This window comes from Porphyromonas gulae DSM 15663 (assembly GCF_000378065.1).
GTDB classification, from domain to species: Bacteria; Bacteroidota; Bacteroidia; order Bacteroidales; family Porphyromonadaceae; genus Porphyromonas; species Porphyromonas gulae.
The window spans coordinates 1-17,563 of record NZ_KB899183.1 but is presented as its reverse complement, the minus strand read 5'-3'; the positions used below and the strand labels follow the sequence as shown (position 1 = coordinate 17,563).

The following is a 17,563-nucleotide window of genomic DNA, read 5'->3' as shown; positions in this document are numbered from 1 at the left end:
AAATGGTATTCCTGTTCCTTTTAATCCCCAAGAATCTATCCACACATTTGTATCGTGAACGTAAGCATACAGTGTAGGATTATTCCCTGCAAGTCTTATTGGGTCTTGACTGATATAGATTCCGCTATCAGGCGAATAATACCTAAACCGATTGTAATACAATCCTGTCTCCTCATCCTCATACTGTCCCTGATACCTGAACGGACAATCGCTCAAAGAACGCCCGGCAAAGTTACGAACAGAGCCATAAATATCCAATTCTGCCGACCATGTTTTTTCTCCATCAGAATTGAACATCTCAGTTGGTGTACCCAAGTAGTCCGTTATAATACTGTAGGACTTATCGCCAACTATCTTTGCCGCAGGTATGAATGTACCCTCCTCGAACAGCCACGTGGTTACATCGGATTCCTCCGTCCACTCGTGTAGTGGTACGTTGCCGTCCCAAACCCAACGGGTAGTCTTATCTTTATATGTCTTCGAGATACGTCGCCCCAAAGGATCATACTCGAAACTAACTGTTTCGCCATCGGGACGCTTCACGCTTCGGAGCATGCCGTTGCCCTGCCATTCATACGCCCAATCACCCTCCTGCCAAAGCGGAGCTAACGTCTCGTCGGGCCTCAATCGTTGTTTTAGAACAAGGTTTCCTTCCCCATCGTAATGGTAGGAGTATTTACGGTCTTCGAGCAATCGACCGCCTTTGCCGTATTTACGATCCTTGCGCTTTTCCGTGCGGAACAGATTGCCGATGGCATCGGGAGCCTTGTAAATGCTCTCCACCTCGGAGCTACCCTTGTAATCGGCACGGAAGAGGTTGTCCCACGAATCGTAGTCGAAAAGGACGGTTTCGCCCGTGCGTTCGTTCACCTTGCGATGCAGGCGGTTGCCCATGCCCCAATGATAACGCATGCGACTCTGCTCCGCTCCGCCCGAGAGAATATCCCGGCGAACCACACGTCCGAGCATATCACGGCCCGTCGTGACACGCACCCCACCGCTCAACTCCCGCTGGATCTCCAAACCGCTCTTATCGCGGCCTATCGAAACAGACCAGTCCGAGGACTGCATTCCGGCAAGCAGGCCCTCCGTGTCGTACTGCAAGGCTATATCAGCTCCCAAATCGCTGCTGAGGCGGATGCGGCTACCGAAGGCATCGTAAACGCTCTCGATCATGTGTTCGCCCTGCGCTTCCTTCAGCACACGCCCGTCCCGACCACGCTCGAACCCGATCTTGATCGAATCGTTGAAGGCTGCCGTCAGCAGACCGTCCTTGTTATACTTGTAAGCCGTGCCGGTGCCGTCGCTGTGGCGTTCCCCGACGATACGTCCCACACCGTCGTATTCATAAGTACTCCACCGTTCATCCGGACGCAATACTTTGGAGACACGTCCGGCACCGTCGCGTTCGTAATGGCGGTGAAGAGTGTCGAAGCCCCATTCATCCACCACATCGCCGCGGCCATCCAAAGCGAAGCGGTAGAGCTCTCCGCCTTCGTTTGCAATGCCCGTAAGCTGCAGTTCGGTATCGTACTCGAAGCAAACCGTCCGCCCGTTCTGCGTCCGGCTCAGCAGGGTGCCGAGACTGCCGTAGCGGAAGCTTACCTCACGGAGCCGGTCTTTGGCATGGACGAGGTTGCCCGAAGTATCGTAAGAGAAATGGTGTTCGTTGCCATCGGCCTCCTGCATCCAGAGGAGGTTCCCGGCTTCGTCGGAACGATAGAAGGTGTGGTTGCCACGTGGGTCGCGCTCCTCAGACAAATACCCCCGGGCATCGTACATCCACTGACGGTAGGTCCCGTTCGGATAAGTAAGCTGTACGGGGCGATATGCCCCATCGAACAGGAAGCGGAAGACATTGCCTCGTTCGTCGGTTACCTGACTCAGATTCCGGCCTTGGTATGCGTACGAAAGCGTATTGCCATCGGGCAGAATTCGTTTTACCACCCGATCCAGATCATCATACTCCCACACGGATTTTGCACCCTGTGCAGTAGTGATACTCAGCAGATTGCCTCGTTCGTCGTATTCGTAGCGAGTGCTTTCTCCGTTCTCGTTTTCGAAGCTGATGACCTCTCCCGAATCGTTGTAGGTGTATTTCCGACTCAATCCTTCGGGGTTTACGGTTACGACCAATTCTTCGTATTCGTTGTATTCCTGCAGCGTAACGCCTCCGACTTCGTCGATGATCTTGTAGATCAGATTCCGCTCGTCGTAGAAGTATCGGGTGGTAAAGCCAAGGCTGTTGCGCGTGAGCGTGTGTCCGGCACTGTATTCGGTATGGTGCTCAAGCACACCGCCATCGCCCCATGTATGCACACATTTTGCCTCGTCTCCTTGGCCTCGGTACTCCCAGTAGAAATTCTGTCCCGTCTGATTGGTCAGCTGTACTAAGAGATGGCCCTGATAGCGGAAGTGTTTCTCTGCTCCCTGCATATCGCAGGTTTGTACCATATTGCCCTCTTCGTCGTAGGTATAGCGTATGAGGCTCGTCTTTTTCCCTTCGAAGGTCGTATGCAGTTCGAGCACGCGTCCTTGGCCATCGGTTTCCACCTCGATTACCCTGCCGACACTGTCGGTTATAGCACGCAGGATTCCTCCCGGAGCATATTTTAAGCGGATGGCAAAGCCGTCGGGCGTTTCGATGGAGGACAGCATCTTATAGCCTTCTCCGTTTTTAGGAGCATTGAAACGATACAGGCGTTTGTCTTTGTCCGTAAGCAGGAATCCTTCGGCATCGCGCGTGAAAGCGAGTCCTTCCTTGCGACTGACAAAACGCTCGCCTTCGGAAAGCAGAGGCAAGACCGTCTCCCGTCCATCCCACAGACGTACCGTGGCAAAGCCATCCCCCATATCATACAGGCCCATATTGTAGTTATGGTGCCAGTTATATCCCAATGGCCCATCGACTTCGGCATCGCTGTAATAAGTCCTTTCCCAAACAAAAGGAATAGGGCCGGGCAGTTCGATGTCCCGATTCGTAGAATAGACGCGTCCCGTTACAGCATCGACCGGCTCGCCGAAAAGACGGCATTTGACCGGCTGTAAAATCTTTCCAAGTTTCGGGTGCTTGGTCTTGATATTGTCTATCAGATCCTGAAATTTGTCTCCGATCTTTCCCCACAATTTTCCCATTCCTTTCAGACCCAACTTCATCGCCAACTGGAAAAGGTCTATCGTGGGAGGCCCCCCCACGAGGACAGGCCCACCGACAGAAGTGATAACCAACAACATCGAGGTCGGAGCCATGAGAGAGACCTTTTTACCGGCCTTATTGACCCTGAAAGGGGCAGGCACTCCGACCAAGTTGCAAGACAAAGCCGGATGAAACAGCGTACTGCAGGGGCCTCCATCCGCCAAAACCGTACTGCTGCCCATAAACATCTCGGAGCTGGCCATAGGCTTGACTATGGGGAAAGGCAGGTGAGCCACAATTCCCGGCAGATGCTGGATCCCTGTACCGGCATTGGCCACCCAGCGTCCATGTACCAGCACGGATGGCTTCATCCCACTGACGATAGCCGTGCAGATAGATGCCAAACTGGTGGGAGGTGTTTCGCCGGCAGGAACAGGGGGAGGAGGCGGAAGTACCGTAGAGATGGCACTCATAATGGCTCCCATAATGTCGAAGACCATACCGATATGAGGTACCGGCAGAAGGGGAGAGGGTGGGAAAACGGTTTCGTGAAAATCCACCCCGATAGCCAAATCGAAATACTTGGCTACGGGCATGCCCGGCATCGATGGCAGGATATTTGCGAGATCCCTTTGGAGATGGTCGAGTTTGTCCTTCGCCTCTCCGAATAGCTCCCCGAAACCTTTCCTGAATACAGGAGCCGTTAAGATTTTGTCGAATACGTCTGCCATGGATGCTGTCAATTCTAAGATGATTAGTTCGGAGACTCTTGACTTTTAGGGGAAAACATCCCTTTGGAAGCCGTCTTATCATTATTTACACCTGCTTCCTGCAGTACTTTCGCCCAATCCTCGCCCAGCCATTCTGCCAGTTGGTCTTGCAAGATTGCCACGTCCGAAGATGGACGGATGGCGGTACATAAGAATAGAGCCATCTGAGCAGCGTGCAGAAAAGTCGATTGTCTTCGCACACTTATATCCAGATAGGCTCCGGAAGCCAGAGCCAAAAGCATATATTCAAAAGCCGTTTGCTTCTCGCCTTTTTCGTAATAGAGATGGCCGGACAGACGTCTCGCTTCCATCAGGTAGTAGGCATCTGCCTGCTCGGATGCCTTGGTGGCTAAGTTTTCATATACGAGGAGGGCTTCAGTATATTTGCTTTCATTATATAATAGAGCACCTTTCAAGAGCATGCAAGACTTCCATACCTGATAACCTGACGGTTCGTTATTGCCCATCGCTTCAGCAGCCTTATCCAATGCTTCGTCCGTATAGGCTGCACTCTTACGAGTATCTCGAATGGCAAAATATGCCTGTGCAGCAATCAGTAATCCCGAAATCCGAGAAGATGTCGTACCGATCTCTTCGGTAATCGATAGCAGTTTCTTTACTTCGTGGGGAGTCTTATTGTTCAGCTTTTCAGTAGTCGAATCCATTACCGCGATAATCTGCTTTCTGAAACGAGCATCGATATCAACGGTATCGTTATCTCCTCCCCCCTTTTTCATTTCGTTGCTGACAGCTTCTGCCATATTGAGCTTAGGGTGCAGATATATGCACAAGTCCGACTCATTGATACGGATTTTTCTGTCTGCCGCCAAATCCAACGTCACCAGACGCAAACCATCAGGGACATTGCCGATGACTTGTCGGAGCCATTCGGCAATGTTATGCTTGCTGTATGCAGCAATGGGGAAATATAAGCAGAAATGAGTGTCGGGCGTAATCCCGTTGATGCTTTTCCTGAAGCGGAGCAACTCACTCCACAGATTTTCCACCTTATGGGGGAGATCAGCTTTCGGCGCAAATAGCTCTGTCAGAAAATGATTTTCATAGAGAGCCCGATGCAAGTCCATCTTCGGATCGGGGGAGGGATCGAACCATGATATGAATTCTGCCCACAGTTTTTCCTCGAAGGCAGCTGTATCTCCTTCATAAACAGTATCGAATCGAAAAAAAAGATCATCGAACTTCCCTACAGGCGATTGCTCGATGTCCATAAATTTGGTGATAATATCGACATCAGGGTAATCCGCCACCCAAACAGCTAATTTCCATGAAGGAAGTACATCTATTTTCCTCCATTCTTCATGCAGTTTGTAGTACTCTTGGGCAATAGAAGCTGTCATGATCCCCCTTTAAGAATTGATTTTTACAAGGCCCCCCGTGATGGTTGTATCAGCATCTCCGTTGATGGAAACTTTGGTTCCGCTTATAGAGGTCTGACTCCCTTGAACTTGTATCTCGCTGCTTCCCGAAGCTACAACTTTCGTTCCGCTTACAGCTGCAATGCCTCCGTCATTCGCCAGTTGGAAACCGGCCGGGCCACTGCCGGCCGAAACCATTTCAGAGCCGGAGATTGCAATTTTTGCTGCATCTATTACGATCTTATCTTCTTCCAGAATAATGGAAGACTTCCCGTTCGAGATGGCAATAGTCTTTGAAGAGGCCACGGTTATCATATCTTTACCATCCACGACAATGAGATTCCCACCGGTCTTGTCCTTGATCGTGATACCTCCTCCATCGTTCAACTCGACGGTATGACCGCTTTTGCTGCTGAGACTCTTGATATTGTTTCCTGAGCCACCTCCTATACCATTCTTCCCATGGAAAAGACTTCCCATAACGAATGGACGGTGAGGATCGCCATACTCGAAGCCGACCATTACCTGATCGCCAATTTCAGGAATGACGACAAACCCCCTGTTTGTGGCTACCTTATCGCTGCCACCGGCATCGGGAGTCTGTACACGCAGCCAGTTCGTGGAAAGACCTTTCGGCTTCTGCCAGTCGAACTGCACCTTTACTCGACCGTGATTCTTGGGATCTTTGTTGTCCGAGACGATGGCCATCTCCGGATAGGCTTTCACTTCGCAGGCGTATGCTTCCGGCACACAGTCGATGAGTGCAGGTGAGGCCAAGAAACGGTTGGAATAGTTCTTCCCTCCTGTGCTGACATAATGCTGAATGGCCGTTATACGGTATTTGCCCAAAGCAGGAACATCCATCGCTTCGGGGAAGAGTATATCCACCACAGAACCGAGGGAGATACGACAAGTCTGCGTTTCTGCTTCGATATATAACATCCTGCCGACGGCATCGGCCTTGCGTTCCTCGACCAAATCCTGCAAATTGAACTCCGTATAAACGGGCGAGTTGGAGGGGATGACACCCTTCTCGGGGAAGAGCCGATCAGCCCGATTGGCCACATTGTCAATCAACGGGTTTCCGCCGGGGATCCGGTCATCGGCTTGGAAGCGCAGGAATTTGTCCTCTTCGGCAGCATAGTCGTAATGGGCATATTTTCGCGGTCTGGCCGATGCCCCTGTCCGTAGATTCAGCAAATCCTCGTCAAAAAAGAGTTTTTCGGAGTCCGCATTTTTAGGCGTCCCAAAAAACAACGTCCTGCCATCGTAGTAGAACAGTTCTCCATAGATACGGGAGAGACGGTTGAGAAACTCGAAGTTGCTCTCTCCGTATTGCATGGCATAGGGCAGTATGCCTTTGTAGCGCGGATTGCACTCCACCTTGAAGTAGGCATCTCTTGTCACCTGAGATACAATGTCCGAAAGCTGCAGGTCGATGAAAGAGTTCATCGTAGGGGCTCCGTCCAGACTGACTGCATCGCCCCTCCCTATAATCCGCACTCTGCTGGATCGCAAACGCACCCCAGTATCTGCGGACTCTTCTCCCGTATCGATACGAATATCCGTAACCCAACCGGAAAATTCATAGAACCGACCGGATACAATATGATCGAAGCGGATCAGTACTCGCGCACCGACCGCCCCGATCAGTTTTTCGGGAGTTTCTTTCCAGAGTTGGTTGTGTGTAGGATACTCCCTGACTATCTCGAACCGATGGCAGGAGTTCATTGTCTGATCGAGAATCAAGGATTCGAAAAGAATCTCCTCTCCATCGAGCCGTATCTTGGTTTTTACTGCATTCAAGTTTGCTCCTGCTCCCATGATGTTTTTCTTTTTATTCGGTTAAGTTTGATTGAAACACAGGAAAGAGGTCTTATTTTTCCTGCTCATATTCGCTATTCCAGCTGGCTTCGTCATCTCCTTTGGTACCATCCAGCTTGATGACAAAGCTCTTGGCAGGGAAATAGGGCGTGATATGGATATCCAGATAAATGCGATCTTTCTGGTGTGGATCCCGCTCCAACCGCATAATCTTCGACCGCTCTATCAGACGATCGGGGCCTTGTATATTGTCCAGGAACTTCACGATCTGACTGCGCAGATCGCGCTCCGTCTTCCCACTCCAATTCTCGAAAGAGCGACGATTCAGGAAGTCGAACAGCACTTTGGTGATGTAGTCGAATACTCGAACCACCGAGTAGGTTTGCAAGCCCAGGTTATCTCCATTGAAGAGGGTCTTGGCCGAAAAAGCCATAACCTTGCCGTATTCGTTGACCATAGGTACCAAGCCCATGGAATCGAGCTGGGAGATTTCGCTTTTTTTCAGAGGGAATGCGACTGCATCGACTTCGTTCAGACCGCCGTATTTCTTGCCGGCCGTTACCTGAGACATCAGCGTGTAATACACCTTACCTGCGAGTGCGGATGCCGGAGAAACGTGCAGATCGTCCGTCTCGCCGATCTCTTTGTATGCTCCACGTCCTACCAGCCAGTTGCAACACATAACCGTATTGCACTTGAATGTATCGCCTCCCGACAAATTCGAGCTAAAGAACATGTCCACGACATCGTCAGGCTTTTCGAGGTCTGCAAAATCGGTAAACAGCATGACCTTGTTGTTGTTGGCTATCTTGGCCCACTTCTCCACGACTTTGTTCGATCCGAGGTAGCCGGGTATGACAAGCAGAGAATAGTTGTTCCGTAGGTCTAGGCGGTCATAGTTCTGTTTCAGTTCGTCGGCAACAAAATCGATAAAGCGAGAATTGTCCAAATCGGTTAGCTGCTCCGGAGTAGCATTGACAATGGTTATGTTCGTGAGCTTATCCGATTCCGTATTCTTATAAAATAGCTGTACGGCACGGTACGAACGCTCCAAATCCTTGACGGCTTCCACGGCTGTCAGCTGATTCTTCGAGAGCAATTCGGATACGGCGGAGGCTTTGCCTTGGCATTCTTCCACCATCTGTGCTACATCCTTATTGCCCGAAAGGAGTTCGAGCCAAAGGTCTATTTTTTCTGCCAGATCTTTGCGTTCTCCTTCTTTTTGTTCCTCGAGCAGGAACATTTTCTTACGCGCTTTACGCTCCGGATTCAGATTTTGGATTCCATCGATAGCCGACTCCAGAAAGCTGAACCCTCCGAAGCGTGACAATCCGACCAACGCGGTATCCAAAGTTTGCTTGGAGAACTTTTCTGCGGTTTTTTCCCGGAATTCAGGCTGTAAAGATGTAACCTGTTCTGTCTGCTGCTTCAGTTCTTTATCTGCCATTGTTTATATAAAGGATTATTGTGCGGATGATGTTTCTTGAAGTTCTTTCTTTAATTCTGACAAGGCATCGATGAGAGCCTGTCGGCTTTCCGGACTCTCCAATGCCCGCTGAAGGACTTTGTTCGAACGAAGCTGCTTCACCAATTTGCTGTAGAAATCTTTTTTGATCGACAGGTTGTTTAGGAAGCGACTCCCTGCTGTCATGTTCTTGACTTGAAAATCTGCGGTATTACTGAAGCGGAAATTTTCTTTCACAGGCTCGCCCTCAGCATTTTCAAATTCGACATCGACATTCGGCTGGAAAGCTGCAAAAACTTCCTCGATGGTTGTAAGTCCTTCTACTGTTTCAGGATTGACAGGATCGTCCGCTGTCAATTTTTCTATCAAAAGGGTTCGGTTCTCAGGTATATCGGCAATGGCTTCCGAAGCATCGATTTTCACTTCATTGCCGCCAATTTCATAGTTCAGTATGCCCATAGAATTGTCAGTATTATGGTTAGAATCCGGTTTCTTTCTTTTCCATAAACGGGTGCCGACCCGAATAAGGGAACGACACCCGCTTTGGATCCATCTCAGGAGATCAATTGGTCGGCCAGTTTTCTTCGTACTGTGCTCCACCGATCTTGATAGTTTGTGCTGAAATCGTTATAGCCAAAGACATGGGGTTTTCACCTACGATGTCAATGCCTTCTTCGAATTCGATGATGTAAGCATTCTCGAAAGACAGTTCTTTCATCTTGGCTTCCTCATCACCCTTCTTGAAAACAATGCTACCGCTGAATGGCTTAAACTGGTTCACCATATGCTCCAAAATCGTGGTGTCTGCAGTCGATTCTACACGAACGCGGATACGACCACCATAGATGTTGGATGCAGGACGTCCTTTGGAGTCTACATCGCGGCGAAGTGAATACTTGCATTCAAGTACATCGTACTCTTTTCCGCCCAGGTTGAGAGTTGATCTAAATGCCATAGCTCTACAGAATTAATTAGGTTAGAATGGTTTGTTAAAATTATTTCCCACAGCTTAGAGCGTTAAGATTATACCTAAAACTCCTCATACACAGGAAATGATGCTGCAAGGTATGTATTTTTATTTAACAATCAAAATCGCACTCACCACTCTTTCGCAACTTTTTCATCTAATACATCCTAAAGAACACTAAGAAACCTATCGGGTCCCATCTCTGTTAGCCTCGCCTATCTTTGCTGCGACAGCCTTACAGTAGATGCCGAAGCTCATCGGGTATGCCGTGGGAATACGGATGGTATCTATATTCGAGGCCGTCCGAGGCAGGAAGTTGTGAGCGAAGGACAAAAGGCATCCAATTGCCCAATTGGTAAGGCACAAAGCTTGATAGAGCGCACTTTGGGGAGTATTCGTCGATGCTTCACCGGTGGACGTTGTCGCTACCGAGGCTTGGACAGAACGCATACACAAAATATATTGAAAGCCATGGCATATAAAACCTCAAATATACGCCGCGGGTCTTCTTATGCTTCAGAGCATGAGATAGGCGAGAAGTCTCTCGATTCGCAAATCGAATTACTCGAAACTTGGATCAGGAGGGGTCAAAACTACAAGAAAAGTACCAGGGCAACCGCATCAAAAATTTCGAAAAAACACAAGTTGCTAATTTTCAAATGATTGCATTTCGGATATTATACTCAAAGATAAAGAATGCACTCAAAACTATGATTGATAATCAGGCACTTACATTTTGATGCGGTTGCCCTGTTAGTTGCCATGTTGATACAGTTAATTATGTGTAAATATGCTATTTATCAGTGATATATACAACAACCACAACCCCCAAAAGACGCAAAGTGCCGTGCAATGGTCTCATAAATATCCCTCAAAGGCTAAAACCGGTGGCTTAACCAACCCCAAACCAAAATAAAAGGGGCTGCGCCAAAAATGAATTTTGACACAGCCCCTTCTTTTGTCGGGGTAGCGGGATTCGAACCCACGACCCCCTGCTCCCAAAGCAGGTGCGCTAACCGGACTGCGCTACACCCCGAGAAACTGCTTCCTCACAGATTTCAGATGCAAAAGTAGCATCTTTTTCAAAACCTCACAAATTATTTTGAATTTGCACATTCCCCCTTCCAGCGCAACCTTGTTGATCTAAGTTAGTCCTAAAACTTGGCTTGGCGTTAGGTATCCTAGCCCTTTTCTGGATCTTCGATTAATTTTGTGTTGTATTTTGATACACATATCTTGACTTATTTGCCTGAAATCCATCTTCTTAGGGATGTATTGTCTTACGAGTTTATTGAATAATTCGACATGAGGTTTATCTGTAGAGCAGTAGGGGTGGGCAAAGTACACCGGTATTTTGAGTGCCTTCTCAATGATTTCATAAATAGAGAATTCGGTCCCGTTGTCCGTGGTAATGGTCTTCAGTAGCCCTCTTCTTGCTACCCCCTTCATTTCTTTGCTGACAAGTATAGCTGGTTTCTTGGCATTCTTGCCATGCTTGAGCTTTCGAATCATCCCGTATCCGGTCACTCTTTCTACCATTGTCAGTATGACATCTTGATTATGTGCCCCAACAATAAGATCCATCTCCCAGTCTCCTATTCTTCCCTTATTTTGCACAATAGGATCTCTCTGCTCAATGCTCTTTTTATTGAGCCGCTTGGGGCTTGTAACAAGTTTAGGGGTCTTACGTTTTTTTAGAGCATGTCGCGTATGCTTCCATAGATCTCCTCCCATATTCTTGTCCTCATGGATATACTCATAGATACGAGACTTCCCTATCATAGGGATCCTATTTTGAGTGCAATACCCGGAGATTTGTTCGGGAGACCATTGCTCCACGGCGATATAGAAATTGACCTTCTTGCGTATTTCGGGGGTGAATTTAATCTTCCTCTTTCGGAAGCTACCTGCTTCGAGAGCGTGTTTATGAGCCTTTAAGGGGCGGTAGTCCTGAAGCTCTCCTAAGCGACGTATCTCCCGAGAAATCGTACTTTTGTGCACACTAAGAATTTGGGCAATTTCAGTGACAGATTTGCCGAGTCCAATGCAATTAGCAATGGTCTTTCTATTCTCCAGAGTGAGTCGTTTATAATTTGTTCTTTCCATTTCAACATCAAAGCTATGAACGATTTTTGACAGGTGGCGAGCTAGCCCGAAACCTATCGTTCTTATAACCATAGTGTTGCGTTAGAAAATGGAAACTACAATTCAAATCTCGAAAGCGAAAAGATATGAACATCCTCAAAGAAGAAAATCCAGGATAATTCATAAAAGTGGTTCTATATTTGTTCATATCTTATTGATTTTCAAAAGATAATTCGCAGACAGACAGCTGCTTTTAGAACAAAAAACAAACAGAATATCAGCACTTTATATATCGATTGGGAGATAAAAAGGATTGCAAGATGAAGCCATATCTGAAACTAACAATTATCATTCTTTTTTTGGGGTTGCACTTCGGTGTATCGGCCCAGTACGAGGATTTCAAACAAAAGATTTTCACCACTTCTGCAGAAGCATTTCTCTCATTAGGGGAAGACATCCATTCCGGTAAAGCAACTACCGAACAGGACTGGGAAAAACTCTTCTCCACCGTTGGATACACGAAGTATTTGAACAACCCTAAAGGTGAAATGATCAGAAGAGAGCTTCAAGAAGCCATGCTACTTGCTTTTGATCCCAAGCGGATAGCAGAAGCAGACAGCATACTGAAACATCCTGCTACAATAACGAATATGCCTCTTGTCCTCAGACAAAATATCTGTCTGCTCGCCCGTAAACGAGAAGAAGCCGACAGCTTTCTTAAGCATACGGATTTTCTTGCCCTATTGTACAGGGCAAACGAAAAGACCAAGAAATACTTGCCTGAACGTGCCTGGTCATCCAAGCCGGTATTGAACGACCTCTTTCTGATCGCCACCATTCCCGATGCCAGTGTACGCGATCATGCTATTTTTCTGGACCTGAATCTCGCGCTTTCGATGCAAGAAGAAGAGCTTGTAGACCTATTTGCACATGAGTTTTTCCACAACTATCGTGAAATGGCTTATCAAGGCTCCTCCGGAGATTCTTTTTTGAATGCATTCGACCTTTTCCAGAACGAAGGAATAGCGGATCTGATCGACAAAAAAAGAAACGACGACAAAATCATGCAATTCTTCGGCGATGAGTTCGTAAAAACCTATAGAGAAGAGTTAGCCAATGCACCGAATACTTTAGCCCGAATCGACTCCCTCTCCATCGCTTTCGACCCGAATACCTCTCAAGAAGGGGAGTACAAGCCCCTGGTTGATCTCGTGCTCTTCGGAGGGCACCCCGTTGGTTATTATATGGCAAGCCTCATACAAGAGCAGGGATATATGGAAGAACTCATTGACAGTTACGACAACCCCGTAGCCTTTGCAATGCTGTACAATCAGGCTGCAAGAAAAAAGAATACAGTATCCAAAGAGAGGGAATATATCCTCTCCGATCATCTTATCGATCACTTAGAGCAGGCCTATAAAAAACACAAGGGAAACAAGACAACATAAAGAGAAACAGGGGGCACAGCCCTTAGCCGTATGGCGAACCACTCCAATTTCCTCCGTCCTGCATTACGATTCCCTGACATGGAGTATTTTTGCTATATTTGTTTCCTAAAATAATTAAGCAATAATCATTATGTATTATGACCTCTTATCTATCTATGATCTACACTACAGATTCGTCCATGACCCTTCGTACACATCTCATTATAAGATCTTTACTGGAAACCTACTCGCTTATTGACAAATAGGTCGGAATAACTTTAGCTAATTCGACAAACAGATAAGGCACCCACCGAGTTTTATAGCAAACTCGGTGGGTGCTTTCATTTTATCACATCGCTAACCGGCCTTTTTATACTCACGATTTATATATAAGTCGATTACGATATATATACTTATTGAAAACGATTTATATACAAATTGAAAACTATCTATATATAAATCGAAAATGATTTATATATAAATCATCCGACGACCTCCTGAAAAACAGATCAAAGACTGAAAGAATCCATTTTCTCATCTTTTTCACCTCGGCGTTCTATCTCTTTTTACTGCTTATTTAGAATCATTCCAAACTCCTCTTCGTTGTTGAAAACTTTTTCGGCTCCATTTTTTCATCCCAATAGAGAGCCGATTGCAGCCACTTTTCACATTCAACAGAAACCTCGCCAGCATCCGATCAAGAGCTGATTATGAGAGTTTTTTTTCATGTGTTTCACTTGTGAGAAAAATATAGGGCATGTATAAAATCCCATTATGAAAAATCTTTACCTAGGTCTGTAACCGTCGTAACAATTACGACGGTTACAAAATACAGGATATGCTTCTTTGATGTGTAGTTTGATAGGCTGGAAGAAACAACTTGTTCAAACCAGCTGCATACTGAAAAAATTGATCTCAGTGCTGAGAATAGATATTGACAGGAACAGAGCGGATGCCTACGAGATAGTGGCGAATGGAACAATGCCGGATAGAAAGTTGCCTTCAGTTCGAAGGCACGGCATTGCGGTCAGAGAAACAGATCCGACGGGTAGACTACCCTCTCCAGATAGAGGGCGTGAGCCGGAGCCGAAGAACCGGCACGGCTACGATCCTGCGATTCGATGATGTCCCGAAAGTCTGCTATGGATAGCTTGCCCGTTCCCACATGGAAGAGCGTGCCGACTATGGCGCGTACCATATTGCGCAGGAATCTGTCCGCCATGATGGAAAAGACCCATTGGCCTGTCTGTGCAAGCGGCGTCCATCGGGCTTCCGTTATACGGCAGTTGTTCGTTTTGACGTCGGTATGCAGTTTGCTGAAGCTCGTGAAGTCGATATATAGGGGAAGAAGAGCTGCTGCTTCATTCATGCGTTCGAAGTCGAGCTTGCGATAGGTCTTTAGCATCAAGCCTTCCATAAAAGGATCTTTCTGCTCGGTCAGATAGTAGTGGTAAGTCCGGGAGACGGCATCGAAGCGTGCGTGGGCATCGGCTTTGACAGGAAGCATTCGGTATATGACGATGTCGCGTGGGAGGAGTTTATTGAGCCTTTCTGTCAGAGTGGCCGCTTCCTCCGGCGTATCGCAGGGAAGATCGGCATGTGCCACCATCTCGTGGGCGTGAACTCCTGCATCGGTTCGTCCTGCTCCGACGATACCGACAGGTTGGCGTACGATGGTGGATATGGCTTCCTCTATGGTCTGCTGCACACTGGGGGCATTAGGCTGCGTTTGCCAACCGCTGTAGCGAGTGCCGTTGTATGCCAGATAGATGAAGAAGCGCGCCATTTGTTACTTCTTGGCAGTCTTCTTTGCCGATGTCTTTTTGGCCGGAGCTTTTTTCTTGCCCTTGGTGGGTTTCGTCTCGCCCTCTTCCACGTATTTCAGACATTCTTCGAGGGTGAGTCTCGCAGGATCTTCGACCGTCTTGGGGACTTTGTAGTTTTTCCCTTTGTACTTGATATAAACCCCGAAACGCCCTGTGCGGATCTCCATCTCCGGATCTTCCACAAATCCTTTGATCAGACTTTTTTCCTCTTTCTCGCGTTTGTCTGCGATGTATTTGATGGCATCGTCAAGCGAAACGGAAAGGGGATCCGCATCTTTGGGTAGGCCTACAAATTTGCCTGCGTGCTTGATATAAGGGCCGAAGCGTCCTACGGCTACCGTTACGTCCGCATCCTCATATTGTCCCAATTTCTTGGGCAGGAGGAATAGCTCCAGAGCTTCCTCCAAGGTGATGGATTCGATGGACTGTCCCGGCTGGAGCGAAGCAAACTGCGCCTTGATGCCGTTTTCCTTATCGGTGTGACCTTTCTGCACCATCGCTCCGTAACGTCCCATTTTTGCCACCACAAGTTCTCCGGTCACAGGATCCGTGCCCAGCATTCTTTCGCCGATCTTCTGATCGGGATCGAATTCGCAAGCCTCTTCCACCAAGGGGTGGAATTTGTTATAGAATCGGCCGATCTGTTTCTGCCATTGCAGTTTTCCTTCGGCTATTTGGTCGAACTCTTTTTCAACTTTGGCCGTGAAGTTGTAATCGATCACCTGAGGGAAGGAAGCCACGAGGAAGTCGTTCACCACAAGCCCCATATCGGTGGGCAGGAGTTTATTGCGGTCTTGTCCGTTCAGTTCCGTTTTGACCGTCTCTGTTATGGCCTTCCCCTTGTGGTATTCCAGCAGGATGTATTCGCGTGTTTTGCCCGGTTTGTCGCCACGTACTACATATTCGCGATTCTGGATAGTTTGGATAGTGGGGGCGTAGGTGGATGGTCTGCCGATGCCCAGCTCCTCCATTTTACGCACAAGACTGGCTTCCGTATAGCGTGCCGGACGTTGTGTGAAGCTCTCTGTTGCTTTAGCATGATGGAGAGAAAGCATGTCGCCACGATTGACCGAAGGCAACAAGCGTTCTTCTGTAGCTGTAGCTTGTTCTTCATCCGAGTCCTCACGATAGACGCCGAGGAATCCGTCGAATACGATCACTTCCCCCTGCGTGCTCAGGGTTTCGGGAAACTTGTCGGTCCCGATGGTGATTGTCGTTTTTTCGAGGATGGCATCTGCCATCTGGGAAGCAATCGTCCTGCGACGGATCAGCTGATAGAGCTTTTGCTCTTGTGGGGTACCGTCTATCTCTGCCCTGTGTATGTAGGTAGGACGGATGGCCTCGTGAGCTTCTTGTGCTCCCTTGGTTTTGGTTTTGTATCTGCGGAATTGGTAGTATTGCTCACCCCAATGTTCGGTTATTTCCTTTTTGAGTGCACCGAGGGCCATGTCCGACAGGTTCACAGAGTCCGTACGCATATAGGTGATAAGCCCTTCTTCGTACAACTTCTGGGCAATGCGCATGGTCTGGGCTACGCCGTATCCGAGCTTTCGGGCAGCTTCCTGCTGGAGCGTAGATGTAGTGAAAGGAGTGGCGGGAGATCGTTTGCCCGGACGCTTGGTAACATCCGTTATATGGAAGTCGGTATCCACACATTGCTCCAAAAAATATCGGGCTTCCTCTTTCGTCTTGAATCGTTTCTGCAATTCGGCCGTCAGCATTTTACCATCGGGAAGGACAAACTCTATCGTACAGCGAAATGATGCTTCCGGAAAGAAAGTATTTATTTCACGCTCTCTTTCGACAATGAGGCGGAGGGCAACGGACTGTACACGACCAGCCGAAAGCGAGGGGCGGATACGCCTCCACAGAACGGGGGAAAGCTCGAATCCGACGATGCGGTCGAGGACGCGCCTTGCCTGCTGGGCATCGACCAGATTGACGTCTATATCTCGGGGATTTTCGATGGCAGCTTTGATAGCCGTCTCGGTAATTTCGTGAAATACGATTCGTTTCGTTTGCTTGTTTTTCAGCCCTAACGCCTCGTACAAATGCCATGCGATGGCCTCTCCTTCGCGGTCCTCATCGGAAGCCAGCCAGATGAAATCCGATTGGTCGGCCTGGGACTTCAGTTCCTTGACCACTGTCCGTTTGTCGGCAGGGATCTCGTATTCCGGCTCGTAGTTGTTTTGTATATCTACACTGAATTTATTGGGCTTGAGGTCGCGGATGTGTCCGTAACTCGAGAGTACTGTATAATCCGAACCGAGGAAACGCTCTATCGTTTTGGCTTTTGCCGGAGACTCTACGATGACTAAGTTTTTCATCCTTCTGCTTGCTGGGGTGTGATTTTGGGCGCAAAGGTAATGTATTCGTATCGCAATACAAATGAATGAGATACTCTCTTCCAGGGCAACCGCATCAAAAATTTCGAGAAAATACAAGTTGCTAATTTTCAGATAATTGCATTTTGGAGGTTATACTCAAAGATAAAGAATACACTCAAAAATATGACTGATAATCAGGCACTTACATTTTGATGCGGTTGCCTTGGCCCGAAGGCAGTATCGCTATCGAAAAACAAAGAAATATAGTATATAGAGACCATTGCACGGCACTTTTCGTCTTTTAGGGGTTGTGTTTGTTGTATATATCACTGATAAATAGCATATTTACACATAATTAAC

Annotated in this window: 11 protein-coding genes and 1 tRNA gene; 1 reads left to right on the top strand and 11 read right to left on the bottom strand. The window is 47.9% G+C overall.

Going from position 1 to position 17,563, the window contains the following annotated elements; translation table 11 throughout:
- From F452_RS0109765 to F452_RS0109720, 9 genes are all read right to left on the bottom strand, one after another.
- Positions 1–3,867, bottom strand: a 3,867-nt coding sequence (locus F452_RS0109765) for a DUF6531 domain-containing protein (protein ID WP_018966020.1), incomplete at its 3' end; no start/stop codon positions are given.
- A 23-nt stretch (positions 3,868–3,890) separates the two neighbouring features.
- Positions 3,891–5,264 carry a hypothetical protein gene (locus F452_RS0109760; RefSeq protein WP_018966019.1) on the bottom strand — a complete coding sequence of 458 codons (1,374 nt, stop codon included), beginning with the start codon at positions 5,262–5,264 and terminating at the stop codon, positions 3,891–3,893.
- Positions 5,265–5,273: 9 nt separating this feature from the next.
- Positions 5,274–7,106: a phage baseplate assembly protein V gene (locus F452_RS0109755; RefSeq protein WP_018966018.1), complete on the bottom strand. Its 1,833-nt coding sequence runs from the start codon at positions 7,104–7,106 to the stop codon at positions 5,274–5,276.
- A gap of 52 nt (positions 7,107–7,158) precedes the next feature.
- A complete protein-coding gene (locus tag F452_RS0109750) occupies positions 7,159–8,553 on the bottom strand; it encodes a DUF5458 family protein (protein ID WP_018966017.1) in 1,395 nt (464 codons plus the stop codon).
- A gap of 15 nt (positions 8,554–8,568) precedes the next feature.
- Positions 8,569–9,030, bottom strand: a complete 462-nt coding sequence (locus F452_RS0109745; protein WP_018966016.1) for a hypothetical protein — start codon at positions 9,028–9,030, stop codon at positions 8,569–8,571.
- A gap of 103 nt (positions 9,031–9,133) precedes the next feature.
- A complete protein-coding gene (gene tssD / locus F452_RS0109740; protein ID WP_018966015.1) occupies positions 9,134–9,526 on the bottom strand; it encodes a type VI secretion system tube protein TssD in 393 nt (130 codons plus the stop codon).
- Positions 9,527–9,724: 198 nt separating this feature from the next.
- Entirely contained in the window at positions 9,725–9,988 is a 264-nt protein-coding gene (locus tag F452_RS13495) for a hypothetical protein (RefSeq protein WP_018966014.1), read from the bottom strand.
- A 511-nt stretch (positions 9,989–10,499) separates the two neighbouring features.
- Positions 10,500–10,574: transfer RNA gene (locus F452_RS0109725), tRNA-Pro, on the bottom strand.
- A gap of 107 nt (positions 10,575–10,681) precedes the next feature.
- Positions 10,682–11,716: an IS30 family transposase gene (locus tag F452_RS0109720; protein WP_018966012.1), complete on the bottom strand. Its 1,035-nt coding sequence runs from the start codon at positions 11,714–11,716 to the stop codon at positions 10,682–10,684.
- Between the two features lie 227 nt (positions 11,717–11,943).
- On the opposite strand from F452_RS0109720, the gene F452_RS0109715 reads away from it, so the two are divergent.
- Positions 11,944–13,071, top strand: a complete 1,128-nt coding sequence (locus tag F452_RS0109715) for a DUF5700 domain-containing putative Zn-dependent protease (protein ID WP_026292366.1) — start codon at positions 11,944–11,946, stop codon at positions 13,069–13,071.
- A gap of 1,006 nt (positions 13,072–14,077) precedes the next feature.
- Here the strand turns inward: F452_RS0109715 and truA are convergent.
- Together truA and topA are read right to left on the bottom strand one after the other, a co-directional pair.
- Positions 14,078–14,836, bottom strand: coding sequence for a tRNA pseudouridine(38-40) synthase TruA (gene truA, locus F452_RS0109710; protein ID WP_018966010.1), 759 nt, complete (start codon positions 14,834–14,836; stop codon positions 14,078–14,080).
- Positions 14,837–14,839: 3 nt separating this feature from the next.
- Complete coding sequence (topA, locus tag F452_RS0109705; RefSeq protein ID WP_018966009.1) at positions 14,840–17,203, bottom strand: type I DNA topoisomerase; 2,364 nt, start codon at positions 17,201–17,203, stop codon at positions 14,840–14,842.
- Between the last annotated feature and the right edge of the window lie 360 nt (positions 17,204–17,563).

Excerpts from the sequence above, each read along its gene's own strand:
- F452_RS0109755 (WP_018966018.1), bottom strand. The coding sequence starts at position 7,106 with ATGGGAGCAGGAGCAAACTTGAATGCAGTAAAAACCAAGATACGGCTC.
- F452_RS13495 (WP_018966014.1), bottom strand. The coding sequence starts at position 9,988 with ATGCGTTCTGTCCAAGCCTCGGTAGCGACAACGTCCACCGGTGAAGCA.
- F452_RS0109715 (WP_026292366.1), top strand. The coding sequence starts at position 11,944 with ATGAAGCCATATCTGAAACTAACAATTATCATTCTTTTTTTGGGGTTG.
- F452_RS0109760 (WP_018966019.1), bottom strand. The coding sequence starts at position 5,264 with ATGACAGCTTCTATTGCCCAAGAGTACTACAAACTGCATGAAGAATGG.
- F452_RS0109720 (WP_018966012.1), bottom strand. The coding sequence starts at position 11,716 with ATGGTTATAAGAACGATAGGTTTCGGGCTAGCTCGCCACCTGTCAAAA.
- tssD (WP_018966015.1), bottom strand. The coding sequence starts at position 9,526 with ATGGCATTTAGATCAACTCTCAACCTGGGCGGAAAAGAGTACGATGTA.
- F452_RS0109750 (WP_018966017.1), bottom strand. The coding sequence starts at position 8,553 with ATGGCAGATAAAGAACTGAAGCAGCAGACAGAACAGGTTACATCTTTA.
- truA (WP_018966010.1), bottom strand. The coding sequence starts at position 14,836 with ATGGCGCGCTTCTTCATCTATCTGGCATACAACGGCACTCGCTACAGC.
- F452_RS0109745 (WP_018966016.1), bottom strand. The coding sequence starts at position 9,030 with ATGGGCATACTGAACTATGAAATTGGCGGCAATGAAGTGAAAATCGAT.
- topA (WP_018966009.1), bottom strand. The coding sequence starts at position 17,203 with ATGAAAAACTTAGTCATCGTAGAGTCTCCGGCAAAAGCCAAAACGATA.